The organism is Vibrio sp. Sgm 5, from assembly GCF_026241575.1.
Taxonomy (GTDB): domain Bacteria; phylum Pseudomonadota; class Gammaproteobacteria; order Enterobacterales; family Vibrionaceae; genus Vibrio; species Vibrio jasicida.
The window spans coordinates 1-20,940 of record NZ_JAPHPY010000018.1 but is presented as its reverse complement, the minus strand read 5'-3'; the positions used below and the strand labels follow the sequence as shown (position 1 = coordinate 20,940).

Annotated in this window: 21 protein-coding genes; 5 read left to right on the top strand and 16 right to left on the bottom strand. The window is 44.3% G+C overall.

The annotated features are described in order from the left end of the window. Positions 1-146: 146 nt before the first annotated feature. The gene (locus OQJ86_RS11900) at positions 147-410 is read right to left on the bottom strand and encodes a hypothetical protein (protein ID WP_038867962.1); all 264 of its coding nucleotides are present in this window, start codon (positions 408-410) and stop codon (positions 147-149) included. Between the two features lie 324 nt (positions 411-734). On the opposite strand from OQJ86_RS11900, the gene OQJ86_RS11895 reads away from it, so the two are divergent. Continuing rightward, entirely contained in the window at positions 735-983 is a 249-nt protein-coding gene (locus OQJ86_RS11895) for a YgjV family protein (protein WP_038867963.1), read from the top strand. Positions 984-1,065: 82 nt separating this feature from the next. Here OQJ86_RS11895 and OQJ86_RS11890 read toward each other — a convergent pair whose 3' ends face one another. Beyond that, positions 1,066-1,347, bottom strand: coding sequence for a DUF2218 domain-containing protein (locus OQJ86_RS11890; protein WP_038867965.1), 282 nt, complete (start codon positions 1,345-1,347; stop codon positions 1,066-1,068). A 79-nt stretch (positions 1,348-1,426) separates the two neighbouring features. Next, a complete protein-coding gene (locus OQJ86_RS11885; RefSeq protein ID WP_265987883.1) occupies positions 1,427-3,427 on the bottom strand; it encodes a TonB-dependent siderophore receptor in 2,001 nt (666 codons plus the stop codon). Positions 3,428-3,543: 116 nt separating this feature from the next. Between OQJ86_RS11885 and OQJ86_RS11880 the strand changes: the two genes are divergently transcribed. Beyond that, positions 3,544-4,515, top strand: coding sequence for a helix-turn-helix domain-containing protein (locus OQJ86_RS11880; protein WP_265987881.1), 972 nt, complete (start codon positions 3,544-3,546; stop codon positions 4,513-4,515). A 109-nt stretch (positions 4,516-4,624) separates the two neighbouring features. Next, positions 4,625-5,011, top strand: coding sequence for a Cu(I)-responsive transcriptional regulator (gene cueR / locus OQJ86_RS11875; RefSeq protein ID WP_005437780.1), 387 nt, complete (start codon positions 4,625-4,627; stop codon positions 5,009-5,011). Between the two features lie 44 nt (positions 5,012-5,055). Here cueR and vctC read toward each other — a convergent pair whose 3' ends face one another. The 4 genes from vctC to OQJ86_RS11855 are packed head-to-tail and all read right to left on the bottom strand — an operon-like array spanning position 5,056 to position 8,621. Further along, positions 5,056-5,811, bottom strand: coding sequence for an iron chelate ABC transporter ATP-binding protein VctC (vctC, locus tag OQJ86_RS11870; RefSeq protein ID WP_039989758.1), 756 nt, complete (start codon positions 5,809-5,811; stop codon positions 5,056-5,058). Positions 5,812-5,813: 2 nt separating this feature from the next. Next, the gene (vctG, locus tag OQJ86_RS11865; RefSeq protein WP_265987878.1) at positions 5,814-6,764 is read right to left on the bottom strand and encodes an iron chelate uptake ABC transporter permease subunit VctG; all 951 of its coding nucleotides are present in this window, start codon (positions 6,762-6,764) and stop codon (positions 5,814-5,816) included. After that, positions 6,757-7,692, bottom strand: coding sequence for an iron chelate uptake ABC transporter permease subunit VctD (gene vctD / locus OQJ86_RS11860; protein ID WP_265987876.1), 936 nt, complete (start codon positions 7,690-7,692; stop codon positions 6,757-6,759). The genes vctG and vctD overlap by 8 nt, the downstream gene beginning before the upstream one ends. Before the next feature lie 20 nt (positions 7,693-7,712). Further along, a complete protein-coding gene (locus tag OQJ86_RS11855) occupies positions 7,713-8,621 on the bottom strand; it encodes a siderophore ABC transporter substrate-binding protein (RefSeq protein WP_265987875.1) in 909 nt (302 codons plus the stop codon). 246 nt (positions 8,622-8,867) lie between these two features. Between OQJ86_RS11855 and OQJ86_RS11850 the strand changes: the two genes are divergently transcribed. Next, on the top strand, positions 8,868-9,032 hold the full coding sequence (locus OQJ86_RS11850) for a DUF3012 domain-containing protein (protein ID WP_078609721.1): 165 nt from the start codon (positions 8,868-8,870) through the stop codon (positions 9,030-9,032). A 77-nt stretch (positions 9,033-9,109) separates the two neighbouring features. Here the strand turns inward: OQJ86_RS11850 and OQJ86_RS11845 are convergent, their stop codons facing one another. The 9 genes from OQJ86_RS11845 to rbsD all read right to left on the bottom strand — a co-directional run bounded on the left by OQJ86_RS11845 (position 9,110) and on the right by rbsD (position 17,944). Next, entirely contained in the window at positions 9,110-9,790 is a 681-nt protein-coding gene (locus tag OQJ86_RS11845; RefSeq protein WP_265987872.1) for a Crp/Fnr family transcriptional regulator, read from the bottom strand. A gap of 122 nt (positions 9,791-9,912) precedes the next feature. Next, a complete protein-coding gene (locus tag OQJ86_RS11840; RefSeq protein WP_265987871.1) occupies positions 9,913-10,644 on the bottom strand; it encodes a nucleoside phosphorylase in 732 nt (243 codons plus the stop codon). A 4-nt stretch (positions 10,645-10,648) separates the two neighbouring features. After that, complete coding sequence (pnuC, locus tag OQJ86_RS11835) at positions 10,649-11,386, bottom strand: nicotinamide riboside transporter PnuC (protein WP_265987870.1); 738 nt, start codon at positions 11,384-11,386, stop codon at positions 10,649-10,651. Between the two features lie 506 nt (positions 11,387-11,892). After that, positions 11,893-12,906, bottom strand: coding sequence for a substrate-binding domain-containing protein (locus tag OQJ86_RS11830; RefSeq protein WP_171374417.1), 1,014 nt, complete (start codon positions 12,904-12,906; stop codon positions 11,893-11,895). Positions 12,907-12,921: 15 nt separating this feature from the next. Continuing rightward, entirely contained in the window at positions 12,922-13,839 is a 918-nt protein-coding gene (rbsK, locus tag OQJ86_RS11825) for a ribokinase (protein ID WP_265987869.1), read from the bottom strand. A 204-nt stretch (positions 13,840-14,043) separates the two neighbouring features. After that, the gene (gene rbsB, locus OQJ86_RS11820; protein WP_009704137.1) at positions 14,044-14,922 is read right to left on the bottom strand and encodes a ribose ABC transporter substrate-binding protein RbsB; all 879 of its coding nucleotides are present in this window, start codon (positions 14,920-14,922) and stop codon (positions 14,044-14,046) included. Between the two features lie 92 nt (positions 14,923-15,014). Next, positions 15,015-15,998, bottom strand: a complete 984-nt coding sequence (gene rbsC, locus OQJ86_RS11815) for a ribose ABC transporter permease (RefSeq protein WP_265987866.1) — start codon at positions 15,996-15,998, stop codon at positions 15,015-15,017. Continuing rightward, a complete protein-coding gene (gene rbsA, locus OQJ86_RS11810; protein ID WP_265987864.1) occupies positions 15,995-17,500 on the bottom strand; it encodes a ribose ABC transporter ATP-binding protein RbsA in 1,506 nt (501 codons plus the stop codon). The genes rbsC and rbsA overlap by 4 nt, the downstream gene beginning before the upstream one ends. 24 nt (positions 17,501-17,524) lie before the next feature. Continuing rightward, positions 17,525-17,944 carry a D-ribose pyranase gene (gene rbsD, locus OQJ86_RS11805; protein ID WP_265987862.1) on the bottom strand — a complete coding sequence of 140 codons (420 nt, stop codon included), beginning with the start codon at positions 17,942-17,944 and terminating at the stop codon, positions 17,525-17,527. A 516-nt stretch (positions 17,945-18,460) separates the two neighbouring features. On the opposite strand from rbsD, the gene OQJ86_RS11800 reads away from it, so the two are divergent. After that, a complete protein-coding gene (locus tag OQJ86_RS11800) occupies positions 18,461-20,797 on the top strand; it encodes a putative bifunctional diguanylate cyclase/phosphodiesterase (RefSeq protein WP_265987861.1) in 2,337 nt (778 codons plus the stop codon). The last annotated feature ends 143 nt before the right edge of the window (positions 20,798-20,940 follow it).

Below are 20,940 nucleotides of genomic sequence, written 5' to 3'. Positions count from 1 at the left end.
TTCGTTAATCAGTCGAAACGAAATCAGGATATAGTCACAATTATGTGACACCTTAACTAAGGTAAAACCCCAACCAAGCATATGAAAATAATAGCTTATTAATCAAAGTTTAGTTAGTTTGCATGAAAACTAGAAATGGAATCAGCTTAATGACTGAGAACAAGGCCGCCGGTGCCAATCAAAAGCGGTAGAAAAGCGAACAAAATGTCAAAACTAGAAGAACGCTTGGCGAGCCTGATCAGTAAGGGAGAAGAGAAAAACATGACCATCAAGTATTGGATTGCATAGTCAGAAGGAATCACAAGCAACATGACAACGTGCGTCATAATATGAATAACCACGCCCCACGAATGAGGTTTGGTACGCATCATCAAAGCAAGTGAATACAGAAAACTAATAGCAACAGGCATAACTCAATTCTTTAATTAATAATGATTATCATTTTCAATATTATGTCATTGTTGTCATTGCTTCAACTTTGTTTTGTCTATCATTTGAATCGTTATTATCAATCAACATAATAAGTAAAATTATCAACAATTTCTTTCCTAAACGTTTGCGTAATCGCTAACCTTCTCTTAACCTTGATTTGAGGCTTTTATCACGATTTTTCCATTGCTATAGTTCACCCATCAGAACAAACAAGACCATTCGAGGCATGGAGCTTCCTCGCTAATCTCAAGATGAGAAGAATAGGTACCGAAAACATTCGGCAGATTTAAGAGGGTCAAATAATGGAGATGAATATGGTTGAGATTTTAGGTTACGCGGCATCAATCATGGTTGCTATTTCGCTGACTATGAAAGACATCGTTAAACTACGTATCCTAAACTTCATCGGCTGTGCACTGTTCACTGCATACGGTCTAATGATTGATGCGTGGCCTGTTGTGCTAACAAATGGTTTTATTGCATGTGTTAACGTGTACTTCCTTGCTAAAATGCAGCAGGAAAAAAAAAGCCTAGCGCCTGAAGAAGCCTAGTAGAAATGATTTTAGAAAGCCCGTAAGTGTTACGCTTACGGGCTTTTTCGTTTGTTTCTTTTGATCCGCTCGTGCACTTTCGTTATCGTATCCAGTTCAACTCTAGAGTTTCACGACGCGAAAACATTTCTACATGAACCGATACAACGCCCTTCACTTTTTCTAATGACTCTTCAGAGTCCGCCTCACAAGTTATCAGTAAACGCTCCCCTTCTAACTTAAACTCCGTATTTCCAACAGGAAATGTCACCAAACCTTTTTCATCATTCCAAGTCGCCGGCACTTTACGCGCAAAGTGGCGACACAAAGTCACGAGATATTTCGCCGCATGCTCGCTTTCAATTACAGTGGTTTCTTTGATCATTTCAGTCCCTCGTCCCTTTCATAAAAAAGGCTCTCGTACGAGAGCCAAACATCTAAGGTTGTTGTTATTGCCCTTAGAGTTAGAATTGATAAGCGGCAGACAACTTATAGTTACGACCTGGTTCGTAATCGTCTAACGTAATCCCCCTTGCTGTGCCTGAGCGAGAGGCGTGGGATGTGTAGAGCTCATCAAATACGTTATCAATACCAAAGGTGACCGATAGCCCATCAACGTCAGAAGGTACCCATTGTGCGTACAAGTTGTGAACATCGTAACTGTCTTTCTTAGGTTGGCCGTCAAACACGTTGTCTTCCTCGAGCACAAACATTGAGTTCCAACCGAAAATGGTTTCTAACGAATCAGATTGGTAATCCAGCGTTAAAGCGATGCTGTCACCCATGTCAATGCTACGGCCATTACCACCCGCTACTGGGCCGCCCGTATCTTTGTTCTTCGTATCCGATTTAGAATAAGACAGCTTGCTGCCGAAGCTCTCGTAACCGTAGAAAGCGCTTGCTTCAAAACCTTTGATCTCGACATCACCTTCATTGTAAATAAGGTATGTTTGAGTCGCTCCTTGATACGCTTCTGCAATGTAGTCATCAATATCGGTTTGGAACACGGTTAGGTTTGCGCCAAATGTGTGTTCATTTACCGTCTTATTGAAACGAACACCACCTTGGGTGTTGAGTCCCGTTTCTGGCTTCAAACCATCTTGTAGATAAGCCACATCTTGGTAAGCAATAAAGGTTTCCATTAGCTCTGGACCTTTAAACAGCGAGCGAGAACTTGCAAACAACGTCCAGTCTTGTGTTACTGCCCATTCTGCCGCTAGTGCCCATGTCACTTCGTCGTAATCGTTGTTACCTGTTTCTGCTTTGCGTTGGTAGTCGTCAAATCGTAGGCCGGCTGTGATCGAAAGCGCGTCCGAGATAAAGAATTGGTCTTCGACGAACAAAGCTGTAGAAACCGCAGATTCATCCATGAACTTGCTGCTGCCATAGTAACTTTCAGAAGTCTTATCCATGTAATCAAGGCCGTAAGTCGCGCGATGATCAAAGCTACCCAGAGTGAGCAATGATTGGAATTTTGCGCTTAAGCCAAAGTTCTGATTTTTCGCGGTATTTTTCGATAAGCGGTTTGCTGGCCAACGCGGCGCCATGACAGATTCATCACGGACGATTTCGGTTTCAGTGTTATATAACGTGACGTCTCCTTGGTGTTGCTCACCACGAAGCTCATAACTTAATGTGACCGTGTCACGATCATAATCGGTAGGAATTAGAAGCTCACTCGACAAGCCATTATTAGCGTCACCAGACATATCAGGGCGTGGGTTGTAATCACCGCTGTCACGATACATATCGTATGAGATTTCTAGTCGGTGGATATCACCAAACTCATAGCCGAGCTTACCTAAAATGTTGTAAACATCTCCTTCTGCACCAAAGGTTTTATTGCCATCACCATCTTTAAAGTCATCACGTGTTACGTAGTGACCATAGACCATCGCGTCCACGTTTTCAGACAGCAATCCATATAGCGTTAGAGAACCTTGTTGGTTGTCGTTAGACGCATAACCGCCGTAAACGCGAGCACCAAAGTTTTCATCGTAACGCAGCAGATCACGAGCATCTTTAGTCTCAAAGTACACAGAACCACCAAGACCGCTTTGGGTAACAGAGTTATTACCCACTTGGATATCTGCTGACTTTAGAATGTCTGGGTTGAGTGTAAGGTTACCAATATGGTGGAACATATTGGCGTGCTGAGAGGCACCGTCTAAACGGATATCAAGATCGGTTTCCCCCAGACCACGAATGGTAATACGTTGATTGACAGAGTGTGTACCACCCACGTCGACGCCGGGAATATCACGAAGTAAATCAGACATGTGGTCAGCTTGTTTAAGCGACATGTCGTCAGCAAACATTGATTCGGTGTTACTGGATACCTTCGTACCCCACACCACTACCTCTTCGAAGTGAGAATCTTGAGCTAAAGCGGGATGAGAAAGTGCCACCCCGACTGCTAGGCATAGGCTTGAAAGCTTAATTGGTGAGCTAACTGGGCTTTCCATAAACGTCTTCCTAAATATAAATGATAATAATTCTCACGTATGATAGGGTCGCTATTGATAAATACAAAGACGAATCACTTATGCGAAATCGCATAGGTGTTATGAGGAAACGTCAAATGGCGGAAGAGACCAAAAAAAGAACTAAAATTGCCAAAGTAGCTCTAACCAAAAAGCTTGAGCAGACTGAAAAACAGATCATTGTAACCCAAGGTCAAAGCAACCAAACCCAACTCGCGGAAGGTCAATTCCTCTCCTACCAATACAACTACCAAATCTTTGTTCATGGCGGACGTTGCATTGAATTAGTCGATTCGAATATCGTTTCAACCGCGCATTCTGCACTACTGATTACCATTCTTTTGGAGGGGAAACTCTCTTTTGGCTACGATGACCTCCAATTTGATTTTGACGCAAGCAAAGGCCCACAAGGCGTGGTTGTTAACCTAGCTAAACCTGCAAACTTCCGCCGTTCGCTGATTCAAAACAACCGCATGAATAAGATTAATATTCTTATTAAGCCACCTTGGTTGGAATCGAGAATGGCGGGACATTGCGGTCACAAGCGCTTTATTGAAACTCACCAAGCCTTTTACACGCTGGAGCTTAACGAGACGTTAATTAAGCTGACACGAGCTCTCACTCAACATGAATCTCCGACAAACATGAAAGATCGTATAGAGGTAGAGAGTTTGATTTACCAAGTGCTCTCCCACTCGATTGGGCAAATGCCAGACGACTACTGCGCGGAGTGCGAAGAGAAAAAGCGTTCTGGCGATGCTCGAATCGAGGATGTCGTCAGTTACATAGAGACGCACCTCGAAGAAGATTTAACCTTAGAACGCTTAGCAGAACAGTTCTCGATGAGCGTCTCTAACCTCCAGCGTCGCTTTAAACAATCTTTTAATATGACCATCAACGGTTACATCCGTCACCGCCGGTTGGAGATCGCTCGTCAGCACTTGGAGCGTGGATTAGTCACCATCACAGAAGCAGCATACGAGGCGGGTTACCACCACCCATCGAACTTTACCAACGCCTTCAAGAAAGTGTTTGGTGTTCCACCACACGAGGTCGTGAACAGCCATTGATGGTATCCGTGTCAACGCCACAGAATAGGTTTGCTCTCAAAGCCATTTGGGAAGATAAACACTTGGCGTTATACTCGCGAGAAAGGTTATCTGAAATACAGAGGTCATCATGAATATTGGTGCAGTTGCGAAATTAACAGGTTTGTCTTCTAAGTCGATTCGTATGTACGAAGACAAAGGCATCATCTCGTCACCAGCTCGCAGCGATTCAGGCTATCGCGAATATTCTGACAAACACATCCAAGAGCTCAACCTTGTTTCCCGAGCGAAAAACGCAGGATTCTCACTGCAAGAATGCAAAGAATTTGTGCAACTGGCGCACAATCCAAATCGCAAGAGCAGCGAAGTGAAAGCGCGTACGATGGATAAGCTTCATGAAGTTGAGCAAAAGATCGCGCACTTGTTGGAGATTAAAAAGCAATTAGAAGGTTGGGTTTCATCTTGCCCAGGCGATGCCGAGAGCCGATGTCCAATCATTGACGAGCTCACCAAGTAAGCTCGCCAACCTTTCTATTTCGTTTTAATTTAATGAATGTAGCTTTAGTGGTAAGTACACATACGCTTGCCATTAAGCTCAATGATATTAAAAGGTGTCTCGTAGATATCTTCTAACGTGGATGCCTGAATCACCTCCTCTACTTTGCCAGTGGCAACCACTTTGCCCTTCTTCAACGCAAGGATCTCGTCGGAGTAACAAGCCGCAAAGTTAATATCATGAATCACCACAACCATGGCTTTATTCATATCGTGAGCAAGGCGCTGAACGACTTTCATGATCTGTAGCGAGTGCTTGATATCAAGATTATTCAATGGTTCATCGAGGAAAACATAATCCGTATCTTGGGCAATCACCATCGCAATAAACGCCAACTGTCGTTGACCACCACTCAATTCATCTAAGAACTTATCTTGAATTTCTTTCAAGTCTAAGTAGTCAATTGCTTGCTCGATGATCGCGTGATCATCTTTGGACAAGTTACCTTTTGAATAAGGGAATCGCCCAAACGAGACCAATTCTTTTACGGTAAAACGCATCGTGATCGTGTTTGCTTGGCGCAACACTGCCAGTTTTTTCGCAAGTTCTTTTGTGTCCCATTCTGCAATCTCTTTGCAGTCAATCATGACACTACCGCCATCTCGCTCGGTTAATCGTGACGCCATCGACAGCAAGGTACTCTTTCCTGCTCCGTTTGGACCAATAATCGATGTCACCTTCCCTTTCTCAAATTGGGTATCCGCGCCATCAACCACTTTGTTGGAACCAAATGCTTTGGTTAATTTATCTATAACTATCATGTTTATACGACTTTGTTTTTCAGCAGTAGATACAAGAAGTAGATACCACCAATAAAGTTAATCACCACGCTCAGCGTCGTTTCAAATGAAAATAAGTTTTCTATAATCCACTGCCCCGACAACAAGGCACAAATTGCCATCAATGAACAACCGACTAACAAGGTACGATGCTGGTAAGAGTGGAACATTTCACGGTTCAAGTTCGTCACCAATAAACCAAAGAACATGATTGGACCGACTAAAGCCGTCGAAATGGCAATGAGAACCGCAGAGAGAATAAAGATATTGCGCGTCACTTTAGGGACATCAACGCCTAGACTCTTAGCATTGTCTTGGTCTAGCCAAAAAACATCTAAAGTGCGATGCATGCGATACAACAACCAACAAGCGATGAGCAATATAGGCGAACTGAGATACACCAAGTTCACCTTCACATTGTTGAAACTCGCGTACAGTTTAGATTGCACAAACGCAAACGTATTTGGGTCCATCAGAAGGGAGAAGAACACCGCAATATTGCTAAACAACTGCCCAAAGATCAGCCCAACCAACAGCAAAGTGATGAGATTGCGCCCGCCTTTTGAAAAATAAAAACCAAATAGCAATAGCGAAAATCCCACCATGACCAGCACAGCAATCGAGAAGTTGACGTAGACATTCAGCACGAGCGCGCTTAAACCACCAAACAGCAAAACAATCAGCACTTGCGTCAACACATACAACGCATCAAACCCCATGATGCTTGGAGTAAGAATCCGGTTGTGGGTAATGGTTTGGAACACCAACGAAGATTGAGCAATCGCAATACCCGCCAATACCATGGCTAACACTTTAGGCACGCGTCGCGACAAAAAGTACTGGTAATTATCTGCCGTTAAGCCAATACCAATAAACAAAAACGCAAAAAGCAGCGCGACGGCTACCAATAAGAACAGTTTCTTGGAGTCACGCACTTTGCTTACCTCGCAATAACATCGCGATAAACACCACTCCACCCAAGATACTGATCACGATTGAAATCGGCATTTCATGAGGGAAGATGATCAATCGACTAACCAAGTCACACGCCAAAACGAGTATTGCCCCATACATGGCAGTAAGCGGGATATTGCGTTTAAGATTGTCACCATAGAAGTAACTGACTAAGTTTGGAACGATAAGCCCAAGAAACGGCAGTTGACCAACGATCATCACAACACTGGCAGACATTACCGATACCAAAAGTACACCTAACGTCACCACTTGTTGGTAGTTAAGACCAAGGTTTACTGCAAAGTCTTTACCAATGCCAACCGCAGATATGCGTGCAGCAAATAGGTAACTTAAAAGGGCGACGGGAACAGCAACATAAAGCAGCTCAAAATCACCACGCAAAATGTTGGCAAAATTCGCCACACTCCACGCTGACAGACTTTGTAGTGCATCGTATTTGTAGGCAATGAAGGTAGTAACGGCGTCAACAACGTTACCAAAGATGATGCCGACGAGCGGCACAAACACGACACTTTTGAATTGGATGCGTTGAATGAACTGGACGAACATCAAGGTACCCAGAATAGAGACTGCAAAGACAAGCCAAAGCTGTTCGCCATTACCAAAAAACACCACACTCATTACGTAACCGAGCATGGCACACTCAATCGTGCCCGTTGTTGAAGGCGCGGCGAATCGGTTTTGGCTAATTTGCTGCATAACTAATCCAGCGATGCTCAGCCCTGCTCCAGCAAGAAGAATGGCAAATAAACGTGGAATTCGACTAGTCAAGAAGAGTTCTGATGCTTTTGCATCGCCCGAAAACAACTGTTGGGGTGTCATATTTGCCACCCCAACAAACAACGATGCGACGCTCAGAACAATAAGAACAAGCAATAACTTTTTCAAAGTTAACCTCAGCTAGCTTTTTACAGATCGATCGTGTGTTTGATTTCACTCACCATCTTTTCTGTTGCGGTTACGCCGGACATTGCTAAGTACCAAGCATCAACATCTAGGAAGGTAATTTTCTTGTTCTTGTAAGCCGAAGTTGCTTTAACCAAATCGTTATCCAACGCTTTAGCGAGGTCATTGTCAGACTTTGCGTGAAGTGAGTTTCTATCAATGACTAGAATATTTTTCGGGTTAGCTTCGCGAATAAACTCGTAAGAGATGACATCACCGTGCGTGCCTGTTTTGAGGTTCTTCACTGTTTCAGTAAAGCCAAAATCTGTGTAAATCGCGCCAAAACGAGACTTCGAACCGAATGCACTGATGTTGTCTCCGATACTCAAAATCGTGAGTGCATCATTATTGTTGGTTTGGTTGTATTCGCGAATCGCCTTGAACTGTGCATCCAAGTTTTCGATCTTTTGCTCAACCTTGTCCTCTATGTTGAAGATCTTACCAAGATTGCGCCATTGTGCTTTTGTGCCCTGCCAGTAATCTTCTTTCTCTCCTGATGCAAAAACGACTGTTGGTGCAATTTCACTTAACTCATCGTATTTCGATGAACCACGAGGACCAACCAAAATCAAATCTGGTTTTTGCATATAGATGGTTTCGAAATCTGGTTCAAACAAACTACCAGCAGAGGTGTAATTGTCTTTATTGTATTTCGATAAGTATTTAGGAAGATGCGAGGCATTCGAGACTGCAACAGGGTCGATATTAAAGCTATCGAGCATATCAAGAGGGCCAAAGCCAATCACAACCACACGCTTTGGTGATTGTTCGACTTCTGTCGTTCCCATGTAGTGATCAATTTTGACGGTTGCAGCAAAAGCAGGTGAGATTGTGAGCAGCGAAACAAGAGCCGCACTGACGAGTTTTTCCATTATTTTAAACCTTAAATGAGATCCATTATCATGCGCATTCGCAATATATCGTTACTCACATAGGCATTCAACCGATTATTTAATAACTTTACATTCGTTACACTTCTAAATTGGCTTAATAAATCAACAAATTACACTGTACCTATATCGGATTTGAGACGGTAAGCGCAAAATAATAATTTTCATGTTTATCTCGTGATCGAGTGCTTATACTTCAAAACAAGTCTTATCAAAAAGGATTAGAAAATGAAGAAGTTAGCATTAATGGTTTTTGTCGCAGCGCAACTGATGGCTTGTACAGAGGTGGGCAGTGAAGCGTGGTGTAACGACATGAAAGAAAAGCCAAAAGGCGAATGGACCGCTAACGAAGCGTCTGATTTTGCTAAAAATTGTGTTTTTAAATCAGAATAAACACACATTGTTTTGATTGAATAACCGATAAACCAGATAGCCCGCAGCTTTTATTTTTAGAATGGAATCGTTGCGGGCTATTCATAGGCATCAAGAAACGCTTTTAGTGCAAGTTCATCAACAATCTCTAGCCCTTGTTCGCCCTTTCTGATCAAACCCTTGTCCATTAAATCTTTCACCGCTCGGCGATAAACACGCCCGGAAGTGCCAAATCTTTCGGCTTCTTGGTTTACTTTGCCAAATCCACCCAACAATGTATTAGTCTGTTTTTGTACTAACAAATCATAAGCGATGTTGTAAGTAATTGGGTATAACAAGCGATTGGTATAGATGTCCATTGAATCCTGATAGTCCTCCGCCAAAGCAGAGGCAAAGAAGAACATCATGTCAGGTTGCTGATGCAGCGCCTCAGTCAGTTTTTGGATACAGATGATATCCACCTGCATGTGTTCATCAGCTACCACATTCCATTGGCAAGGCGTTTGTGTGAAGTACTCCATTTCACCATAGATATGATAATCGCAATTGGCTTCGCCCAACTGGAAACGACGTCCGTTAGCAGCAATGATACTCATTGAAACTCGCCCGACTGGCACAACATAGAGATATTGAAGTTGTTCACCTTGGCGAAGGATCTCTTCACCAGAGTCAAAGTATCGACTGCCGATTTGGCATTGATAGATCAAGTCACGAAACTCAGCACTTTTCTGTTCTAGAAAGCTTTTGAAACGTCCAGTCGGATAAGGGCTTATTTTCACGTGAGTTTCTCTTTAATGACAACAATCTCGAATAGATTGTACTCGCTAGAATCGTTTGATGACAGCCAATAAAAAAGCGACACCAAGGTGCCGCTTATAAAATAAACTAAGCTGTGATCTAGTTAACTCTGTGCAATTAAGGCTTCAAGAGCAGCGTAAGACGCTAAACGCTCCCCTTCCATCATCACTTGCGCTTCGTCGACGTATTGCCCTACGCCTTCTTTCACATCCTGCTGATACAAAACCACATTGTTCAAAATGGAGGCGACATTCAGACAACGCAGTCGACCGACGGTAAACAGAGCTGAGGTTTCCATATCCGCGCCGAGAATACCTTTCTTGTTCCAGTATTCGCAGATCGCTTCTTCGTCGTCGGTATAGAAGCTGTCATGGGAACGAACCACACCTAAATGATAGCGCGCCTCTTTTTCGGCTAAATAGCTGTCCAGCGCTTTCAGTAACGAAAAGCTTGCGTAAGCCGGATAAGAAGAGCGAACGTACGCTTTCGAGCCACCTTCGTCTCTCACTGCGCCTTCAGCCACAATCAACTCACCAAGTTGAATGCCAGATTGCATCGCGCCAGCCGACCCCACACGAATCACATCTGTCACACCACACTGTTTTAGCTCTTCCACCGCAATGATCATCGATGGAGCGCCGATACCTGTACTACACACTGATACGCGCTGACCTCGGTATGTCCCCGTAAACACTCGATACTCACGGTTTTCAGAGACCAGTTCTGCGTTATCAAATAACGCGGCAATACGGTTTGCTCGATCTGGCTCACCACAGACGATCACTCGAGGCGCTATTTGAGTGCTGTCTACGCCAATATGAGGTTGTTTCATCATTGGCTTAACCTTGAGCTACGGCTTGAGTTAGGGGCTTCTCACCGTTGCGTTTTGCGCTACGTGCCCACTCTCTTGTGCCGTTTGCTGCGATGAACATGAGAATCGCGTATTGAACCGACATTGCGTACACTCCTTGTGTCGCATAAATCCCAACACTGATGATGTTGATTACGACCCAAAGAATCCAGTTCTCAACGTACTTACGTGTCATCAAGATTTGCGCCACGATAGAAAGCACGGTCATGGTTGCATCCCAGAATGGAAAAGCATCTGGCTCTAAGACTGGCTCAGACAAACCTGCACCGAACACATTCAACGTATCAACGGCAATGTTAGCCAACGCAAAGAAGAATGGGTCGATGTAAATCGTTAACATCGCAATCGCAACAATGCTTACTGAACCTGTCGCGATCAGCTTCTGTTTGCTTAACCAACGCACCTCAAGTGTCTCACCTTGTGCATTTGGTCTTGTCCATGCATACCAGCCATAGATGTTGGCGCAGAAGAAGAAAAGTTGAAGCAGAAGCAATCCGTAAAGCTGAATCTGGAAAAAGATAACGGCAAAAAGTGTCACGTTCAGCAGACCGAACAAGTAGTTAATGGTTTTTTCTTGGCTCGCAAACCAAATACAAAGCAGACCGAAAACTGTACCAAACGCTTCGATCCAGCTCATTGCATAGCCACCACCAATAGGAATGTTAACAAGGGTGTTGTTAATGTCTAACAGGGCAAATAGGTCCATGAAGATGTCCTTTATTATTGTGCTTGGGATGCGCTCATCTTATTGTCTCGCAGCAAACAAAAAGGAGGACATTTGTCCTCCCTTCAATGTATCCGATCATAAATCAGATCAATAATTGTTTTAAAATAGCTGAATTCTGCCAATTTAAGCAGGTAGCTATTAGGACTCGTGCCCTAAATAACGTTTTTTGAACGTAGATGATGAAGCAAACAGTAACGTCGCAAGAAGAGTAATGATAAAACCTGCTGAATACTCAAACGCTTCATTGACCAATAGCTGATAAAGACTCAAGAAAAAAATAAACGCAACTGCGGTAACGTTCAAACGGTGAAACCATGGGTGTTTCACTGAAAACTTCGCATATCCCTTTGACAACATAATGCTATTCCGCCGAATATATAATTAACATTTCTATTTATAATGAAAGTTAATATTATTCTTTTATCATAGAAAGAGAAATAATTTATTTCTAATTTCTAGCAAAGTATCACAGGGGTGAATTGATACTATTGACTCTCTAAAACCTTCACACTATTACGCTCAACCAATGTTGGTTCAAGCTGTACAACCTGAGCTTCATCAGATTTATCATCCAGTTTTCGCAATAAGGTTTCGACTGCAGCTTGCCCTAGACGGTATTTCGGTTGGTGGATCGTTGTCAAAGATGGAGACATGAACTTGGCGATATGGATGTCATCGTAGCCAATAATGGATAACTGCTCTGGAATTTTAATTCCTAGCTCGTTAGCCGCGTTAATTGCGCCCATTGCCATCATGTCGTTGGAGACAAAAATCGAGCTTGGTAACGGACCACGTTCCGCCATTTTCTTGAAGGCTTGATAACCACCCTCACATTCAAAGTCAGATTCAACAATCCAGTTTGCATTGAATTCAAGCTCAGCTTCAATCATCGCTCGCTTATAGCCTTCGTAACGCATTTGCGCTTGATGCTTGATTAGTGGACCTGTAATACAACCAATCTCTTGGTGGCCGCAGTCGATAAGGTATTTAGCTGCAAGATAGCCACCACGAAGCGAATTATCTTGAATCTTATCGCTGGTGAACAGCATAGGGCCCCAGTCCATCACTACAACAGGAATGTCAGGGTAACGTTCGAATACATCAATACGCTCCCCTTCTAACGATGAACACATCAAAATCAGGCCATCAACGCGCTTTTGCAACAGCGTATTGATAGATTCACGCATGCGCTCGTTATCACCTTCAGTGTTACACAGGATCAGACTGTAACCTTTGTGGTAGCAACTGCGCTCAACACCTTTTACGACTTCACCGAAAAATGGGTTGGTTGAGGTGGTCACTAGCATACCAATGGTTTTGGTGCGGTTCACTTTGAGACTACGCGCCAAAGCAGACGGCGCGTAGTAATTGAGCTCTTTGGCAGCGTTGTTGACTCGTTCCGAGATCTCTTCGCTGACAAAGCGAGTTTTGTTAATAACATGGCTCACAGTTGAGGTGGAAACCCCTGCCAGTTTTGCGATGTCTTTCATCGTTGCCATGTTATTACTCCTTAATTAGTTTTTAACCAGAAACTCCTCAACCTCTTCACGGGTTGGAATGGAGGTTTGCGCGCCAAAGCGAGTTACTGAGATCGCTGCTGCTGCGTGGGCAAACTTAATCGCTGATTCTAAAGGTAAGTCTTCCAATAAACCAGTGACTAATGCCCCATTAAACGTATCGCCCGCCGCAGTGGTATCTGTTGCTTCTACGCGAAAACCAGGAATGATTTCACCGCGACCGTTTTGACTCAACCACACCCCTTTCGCACCAAGCGTGATCATGACGATTTCAATGCCTTTCGAATGCAGGATGTTCGCCGCTTCTTGTGCACTGTCATCGTCTGTTACCGTCACACCTGTTAGCACTTCCGCTTCCGTTTCATTTGGTGTAATCACATCAATGCAAGACAGTAATTCATCTGACAGCTCGCGAGCTGGTGCAGGGTTAAGAATCACATTGGTTTTCGCATCTTTCGCGATTCGCGCAGCTTTCTCGATGCCGCACATTGGCGTTTCTAGTTGCATCAACAAGTAATCAGCCTGACGAATGCGCTCTAGATCGGGCTCAATCGCCTCTGCAGTCAGCTTTGCGTTGGCTTCTGCTGAGATACAAATGCTGTTCTCGCCGCTGTCCGCCACTTGAATCATGGCAATGCCCGTTGGGCAGTTTGGTTGCATCTTCACACCAGTGATGTCGATGCCATCCATTTTGAAGTTCTCGCGAATGTTGATGCCGAATGAATCATCACCCACACACGCAATAAAACCGATGTCTGCGTTTAATCGAGCTGCCGCAACAGCTTGGTTGGCACCTTTGCCACCTGGGATAACTTGATAGTTGCGACCATGCAGCGTCTCGCCTGGGCGAGGGAAAGAAGGCACTTGAAGAACATGGTCAGCGTTTACACTACCTAACACCACTAACTTATTCATACGGTTATCCTCGGTTCTGATTGAACCCTTTATATTTGAACAGGAGTAATAGGTTTACGCTCTTTGGAAAAACGTAAGCGTATTACGATTCAACTAGATTTAATTTTCTAACTTACCGCTTTTGTTGTTTGGAATGACCCAACACACTCATTGGGTCATTCCGTTATCTTCAACAAAGAAGAATCACTGAGTCAGGCTCTAAACTTACTTAGTCACGACTTTAAGCGGAACAGGAATGTACTCCTCAACCTTCTCGCCTTTCAATACTTTCGCTGCAGTTTCTACACCCAACGCACCGATAAGATCTGGTTGCTGTGCGATCGTCGCAGCTAGCTTGCCACGGTTTACAGCAGCGATACCATCATCAGTACCGTCGAAGCCAACGATCATTACGTCTTTACCTGAAGCTTGTACTGCGCGAAGCGCACCCAGAGCCATCTCATCGTTCTGAGCAAATACCGCTTGAACATCTGGGTTCGCAGCAAGCAAGTTTTCCATTACGTTCAGACCTTTAGTGCGGTCAAAATCAGCAGGTTGGCTTGCTAGTAGCTCCATGTTGCTGCCCTTCACTGCTGTCATGAAGCCTTCACCACGCTCACGCGCCGCAGACGTACCTGCAATACCCTCTAGTTGGATAACTTTCGCTTTCTCACCTACTTTTTCCATGATGTAGTGACCAGCCATTTCGCCGCCAACTACGTTGTCAGAAGCGATGTGGCTCACTACGTCACCACGGCTTGCACCACGGTCTAGTGTCAACACAGGGATCTTAGAACGGTTCGCCATACGAATCGCGTTTGACACAGCGTCTGAATCTGTTGGGTTAATCAGAATTGCTTTTACGCCGCGAATCGTCAGGTCTTCGATGTTTGACAGTTCTTTACTCGGGTCATTTTGCGAGTCCAGTACAATCAAGTCATATCCCAGTTCTTTCGCTTTCGCTTCTGCACCGTCTTTCATCGTTACGAAGAACGGGTTATTCAGTGTAGAAACTACAATCGCCATGGTATCTTGAGCGTGCGCCGCTACCGATACGGTTGAAGAAAGAAGTGCAGCAGAGATAAGAGTTGCGAGTTTTTTCATCGTTCTAGTCCTTTGTGTAGGGTGAGCCAGCACACGTCCTCTGGCTCGATTTGTATTCAGGATTTAGTGGAGCTCTTTACTTTAAATATCAATTACTTGTTTTTGTTGTCTACCAGTACTGCTAGCAAGATAACCACTGCTTTCGCAATCATTTGGTAGTAAGAAGAAACATCGAGTAGGTTAAGCGCGTTGTTTAGGAAGCCGATGATCAGAGCACCAATCAAAGTTCCCATGATGCGACCTTTACCGCCCATCAAGCTGGTGCCGCCAAGAACAACCGCTGCGATTGCATCTAGCTCATAACCCATACCTGCTGTTGGCTGCGCGGAAGAAAGGCGAGACGTCACGATGATGCCAGCAAGCGCTGCCAACATACCGCAGATGGCGTATACACCAATTTTCACACGGTCAACGTTGATACCAGAAAGGCGTGTAGCTGATTCGTTGCCACCAAGTGCGTACACGTAGCGACCAAATCGAGTGTGGTTCAGTAGGTACCAAGCTGCTGCAAAGACAATCACCATCAACCATACAGGAACTGGGATACCAAGTGCGTAACCTGTGCCGAACCATGCAAATGCGTCTGCTGTGTCGGTAAAGCCCGTTGAGATAGGACGACCGTCTGTGTAAACCATGGTGACACCGCGTAATAACGTCATGGTAACCAGTGTTGCGATAAAGGCTTGAACCTTACCTTTAGCAATGATGATACCGCTGATCGCACCCAGTACCGCACCAGCAAACAATGCCGTCGGAACCGCAATAAGCACCGGCACTTCTAACGCAATCATGCTCGCGGCAAACGCACCACACAGCGCGAGTACAGAACCAACACTTAAGTCTATGCCTGCGGTCAGAATAACCAACGTCATACCTACCGCGATGATCGCATTGACTGAGGTTTGACGAAGAATATTAAGAATGTTGTCTACCGTAAAAAAGTTCGGGTTCAAGAATGACACAACAACAATCAAGAAAATCAGTGCAATCAGTGACTTTTGCTCAATCAGCCATTCTTTGGTGAACAACTTTGTGCTGTTCGCTTCGGTTGGTTTGCTCATGGTCTTAGTACTCATGCTGCTTCCTCATTGATCTTTCTGCCTACGGCACAAGCGAGTAGTGTTTCTTGGTCGGCGTCTTTCGCATCGAATTCGCCAGTAATACGACCTTCGTGCATCACCATGATGCGGTCACTCATGCCCAGCACTTCAGGCATCTCAGAAGAAACCAAGATGATGCTCATACCTTCGGCTTTAAATTTGTTGATTAGCTGATAGATTTCTTTCTTCGCACCCACGTCGACACCACGAGTTGGCTCATCCAGAATCAGAACTTTAGGTTTGGTCATTAACCCTTTTGCGATTGCCACTTTCTGCTGATTACCACCAGAAAGGTTGCCAATGATTTGGTCTCGGGTTGGCGTTTTGATGTTGAACAACTTAATGAAGTCTTCAACCGCCAACACTTCTTCGCCATGTTGGATTTGGAAACCTTTGGTGAGTTTATCCAGTGCACACAGAGACATGTTCTCCTTCACGGATAAGCCCAGCACCAAGCCATCGCCTTTACGATCTTCAGAGATGTAAGCAATGCCGTTCGCCAAGCCGTCTTGCGGGCTAACTGGGTTAATGGTTTTGTTGTCTAAGTTGATGACACCACGCTCACTCGGTAGCGCACCGTAAATGACCTTCATCAGTTCAGTACGCTCCGCACCCATCAAGCCTGATACGCCAAGGATTTCACCACGTTGAAGCGTGAAGTTAATATCGTGAACACCCGAGCCCGTCAAACCAATCACTTCAAGACAAACATCACCATGCGTCACATCGATACGTGGATATTGCTCTTCCAATTTACGGCCAACCATCATTTCGATGAGTCCGTCTTCGTTAGTGTCTTTAACTTGGCATTCACCGATAAACTTACCGTCACGCAGCACAGTAATGTCATCACAGATTTCGAAGATTTCTTTCAGGCGGTGTGAGATATAAACGATGCCGCAACCTTGATCGCGAAGTTCGTTAATTACTTTAAACAACGACTCCGTCTCTTTGTCGGTCAAAGCATCCGTTGGTTCATCCATGATGATGACTTTAGATTCAAAAGACAGCGCTTTCGCAATCTCAACCATTTGCTGTTCACCAAGGCTCAAATCACCAAGCAAAGTTTTTGAAGAGTGTTTTACGTTAAGGCGTTGAAGCAACTTGTCTGCTTCTTCATACATTTTGCCCCACTGAATACGCCCCATAGAGCCGGTAAATTCACGGCCTAGATAGATGTTTTCAGCAATCGTCAGCTCAGGGATCAAGTTCAATTCTTGGTGAATGATACTGATGCCCGCTTCTTGAGAATCACGCGGACCTTTAAACGCCGCTGGCTGACCTTGATATTTGATGCTTCCTGCATCCATGTGGTAGATGCCCGTAAGCACTTTCATCAAGGTCGACTTACCTGCCCCGTTCTCGCCCATCAGCGCCATCACTCGACCCGGGTATACATTAAGGCTGGCTTTATCCAACGCCTTAACACCCGGGAAGGCTTTCTCGATGTCGCTCAGTTGTAGAATGGCTTGAGTCATAATTTGTCCTCAATTAGTTGTGGCTTAAAACACCACGCCAGCTAGGAAAATCACGTTCGCATACGGTGTGCACTCGCCTGTTCTAACAACAGCGCGACTCTGTTCTGTACGAACTTTAAAATCTTCATGCGATACATAGTTAATCGCGATTTGCTTACCTGTTTGCTCACTCTCTTTCGTCAGCTCAGTAACAAGTGCATCATGGTGAACTGGGCTAACTGTTGCGAATTCTTCAGCAATGATGACCCCTTCAATTTGGGACTCAGACAGAATCACGCGAACGGTATCAAGGAAACCAGGTACGCCATGAGTCAACGCTAAATCAATACGTTGTACATGATCAGGAATTGGCAAGCCCGCGTCACAAATGGTGATTTCGTCGGTATGACCCAGCGTCGCCACCAAGTAAGAAATTTCTGAGTTAATTAGGGTACTTTTTTTCATCTCATCGACCTTTCGGTTACACGTTCATACAACTGTGAGTGTCTCTCTTGGACTAAATTCCATATTGACAAAACACTCATCGAAACGTTTCGATGCAATAATAAAACGCCAAGAAGAATTGACCAGTCACAGATCGATAAGGTGTGAGAATGATCCGTAATTGAGTGCTAACTGATTAAGAAAAAGATATTGAGGTCACACTTCCCTATCGAAACGTTTCGATGACTTATGAAAATATGAGCAAAGTCATTGAACTGTTAATTCCGTGAGCAAACTCATTCACAACAAAAATATGTTGAGTTAGTTTGAAATAACGAAAATATGTCTAAAGTTTGAGACTTATTCTGGTCAATCTCGTAAAAAAGCGCACACAGCATCACAAATATACGAAGGTCGTCTGACTTTAGAAAACCACCCACTTACAATTTGAAAAACACAGAAATACTATCGTCATCCGTTCGGAACCTTTAAGTAGGGAACGTTTGTAGGGACACAAACGGAAGTTGAAGAACCATAATGAAACTAAGCAATAGAGTTGTTTTGCTTGTCGCGCCAGTCATTCTTATTAGCGCGTTGGTGTCGAGTTACATCATATATAGCATTCAAAAAGTCACACTGATTAAGCGAGAAGACAGCTACATTCAGCTGCAAATGGAAAAGCTCGCGGGGCAATTTCGTCAGGCCAACATATTCCTCAATAGCTACGCCTACACATTAAGCAAAAGCGAAGTTTTACAAGACTACTTCGTCAATCATGACAATCCGTATCGTGAGCGACAGCTATTCAACCGTCTCGATGAAACCGTTGATGTATTAAGCCATGGCTACAGTGGCGATGCGAATATGGCGATCCTCGATGGCAATCAACAACTGCTTTATTACACTGAGAACCAATTCTATGAATCCAGTGGTCGCTTTGACCCCAAGATCCTTGAATACGTAGAAACGAGTTACGCGCAGCATGGCGAGGTTAGCCACACTGGCTTTATCTATAACTCCAGCGGCCAGAGCATTCTGCTTCAATACGAACTGTTTGATCAACGAACGGGCGAACACCCACCAAGCTTTGACCCACAAAATGCTTTCTTCGTTGTGGTTTCAGTCTCTCTAGAAGCATTCAATAACATCAAGCACGAGATTGAGTTCGATACCCATAGCGTCATCACCTTTTCTAACAAACCGATTATTCTGGATATCCCACTCGCACAAACCATCGAATTGCTACCCCATTTTTATGCGGTGCTCTCTCCTGCAGAGTACTTAATGTGGAACAAAGTCGATAAAGTATGGCTAGAACTGGCGCTATCATTTGGCATTGCGTCTTTCAGTACAATCACTCTGATTGTACTGATTCTCTACCGATACGTCCTAAGTCCTGTTTCTCGACTCGATAGACAGTTACGCGAAATTGAGTCAAACAAACGCAAAAATATTGAGAAGCTGAATACAGATGACGAAATAGGACGTTTGTCATCCCGCTTCTTCGATATGTATGAAGAGCTAAACAATATCTATCACAAAACAAAACGATTAGCAGAAACCGATCACCTGACTCAGTTAGCAAACCGTCACCGTTTTCACGAATTAGCGACCCGCGAACTGGCGGAACCATCAGAACAATTGTGGGTGATTTATATCGACCTTGATAACTTCAAATACGTAAATGACAAATACGGCCATGAGTTAGGCGATAAACTGCTACAAGTATTTTCCAAACACATCAAGAAAGTCTGTCAAAAGTTCACTCAACAGTACAATAGCCCATGCTTTGGAGCTCGCTTGTCTGGGGACGAATTTGCGATTCTCCTTAGTGCAAACCACAAAGACAGTAACATCCCAGATTTGTTTGCAACCGAACTACTCAAACCCATCCACAATTTGAGTCACTCATCCACAAACTCATTTCCTGTCACCTCAAGTGTTGGTATCGCCCAATACCCAAGAGATGGTGCCGATGTCGCTAAATTGCTTTCTAGTGCAGATGCCGCGATGTACCAAGCAAAGCGCGCAGGTAAAAATCAGTATGCGTACTATTCTGCCGCTCTGAATATTGAAGCGCAGCGTCGCAGCCAAATTGAGCGTGCACTGCGTAAAAACAACGTTGAAGACGAGTTCCATTTAGTCTTCCAACCTTACATGAACAGCAATGCTAACGAAATTGAAGGCTTAGAAGTTTTACTACGTTGGGAGGCGGAAGGCATTGGTTCAATACCGCCAAAAGAGTTTATTCCGATAGCAGAACAGACCGGATTATTTGAGAAAATTGACCGTTGGGTCTTCGCAAACGCGATGGAAGAATACCACCAGCTTAAGAGCATTTTTGGTAAAGACATCATTCTATCCATCAACTTGTCGTCTGCCGAACTCAATTCGCTCTCTATGGCAGAGTTTATTCACGATAAAGCGAAACTAAATGGCGTGCCAGCACATTGCATTGAGTTGGAAATTACCGAAACCTTCGCTGCGGACCAACAAGGTACTGCCCTACTCGACGAGTTGGCAAAACTGGGATACAAACTCGCGATCGACGACTTCGGTTCGGGCTACACATCACTGACACAATTGGTGCAATACCCAGTGCAAAAGATCAAGTTTGACCGAGAGTTTCTTTTAACATTAATGAACACCGATAATGGACATGTCATCAAGCCAATCATTGAGCTCTGCCATGCACAGAATAAAAAAGTCACCGCAGAAGGCATCGAACACAACGTCATGCACGAATGGCTTTCATCTTATCGGTGCGACTTTATGCAAGGCTACCTGTTCGGTAAACCAATGGATAAAGAGCAGTTAAATCTCTGGTGGAAATCCGCCAATGACCAGCCATTTTCTCAATCAGATATCGCTTAGTCGAATGAGTACTCCATAAGCCAACATGACGACGTGCAAAACTCAACAAAAAAGGAGCACTGCTGTGCTAATGCCAGTCAGTTAAGCTGACTGGCATTTTTCTTTTTCCAGATTGGATACTTTGCTGATTTGTAACGGAGAAC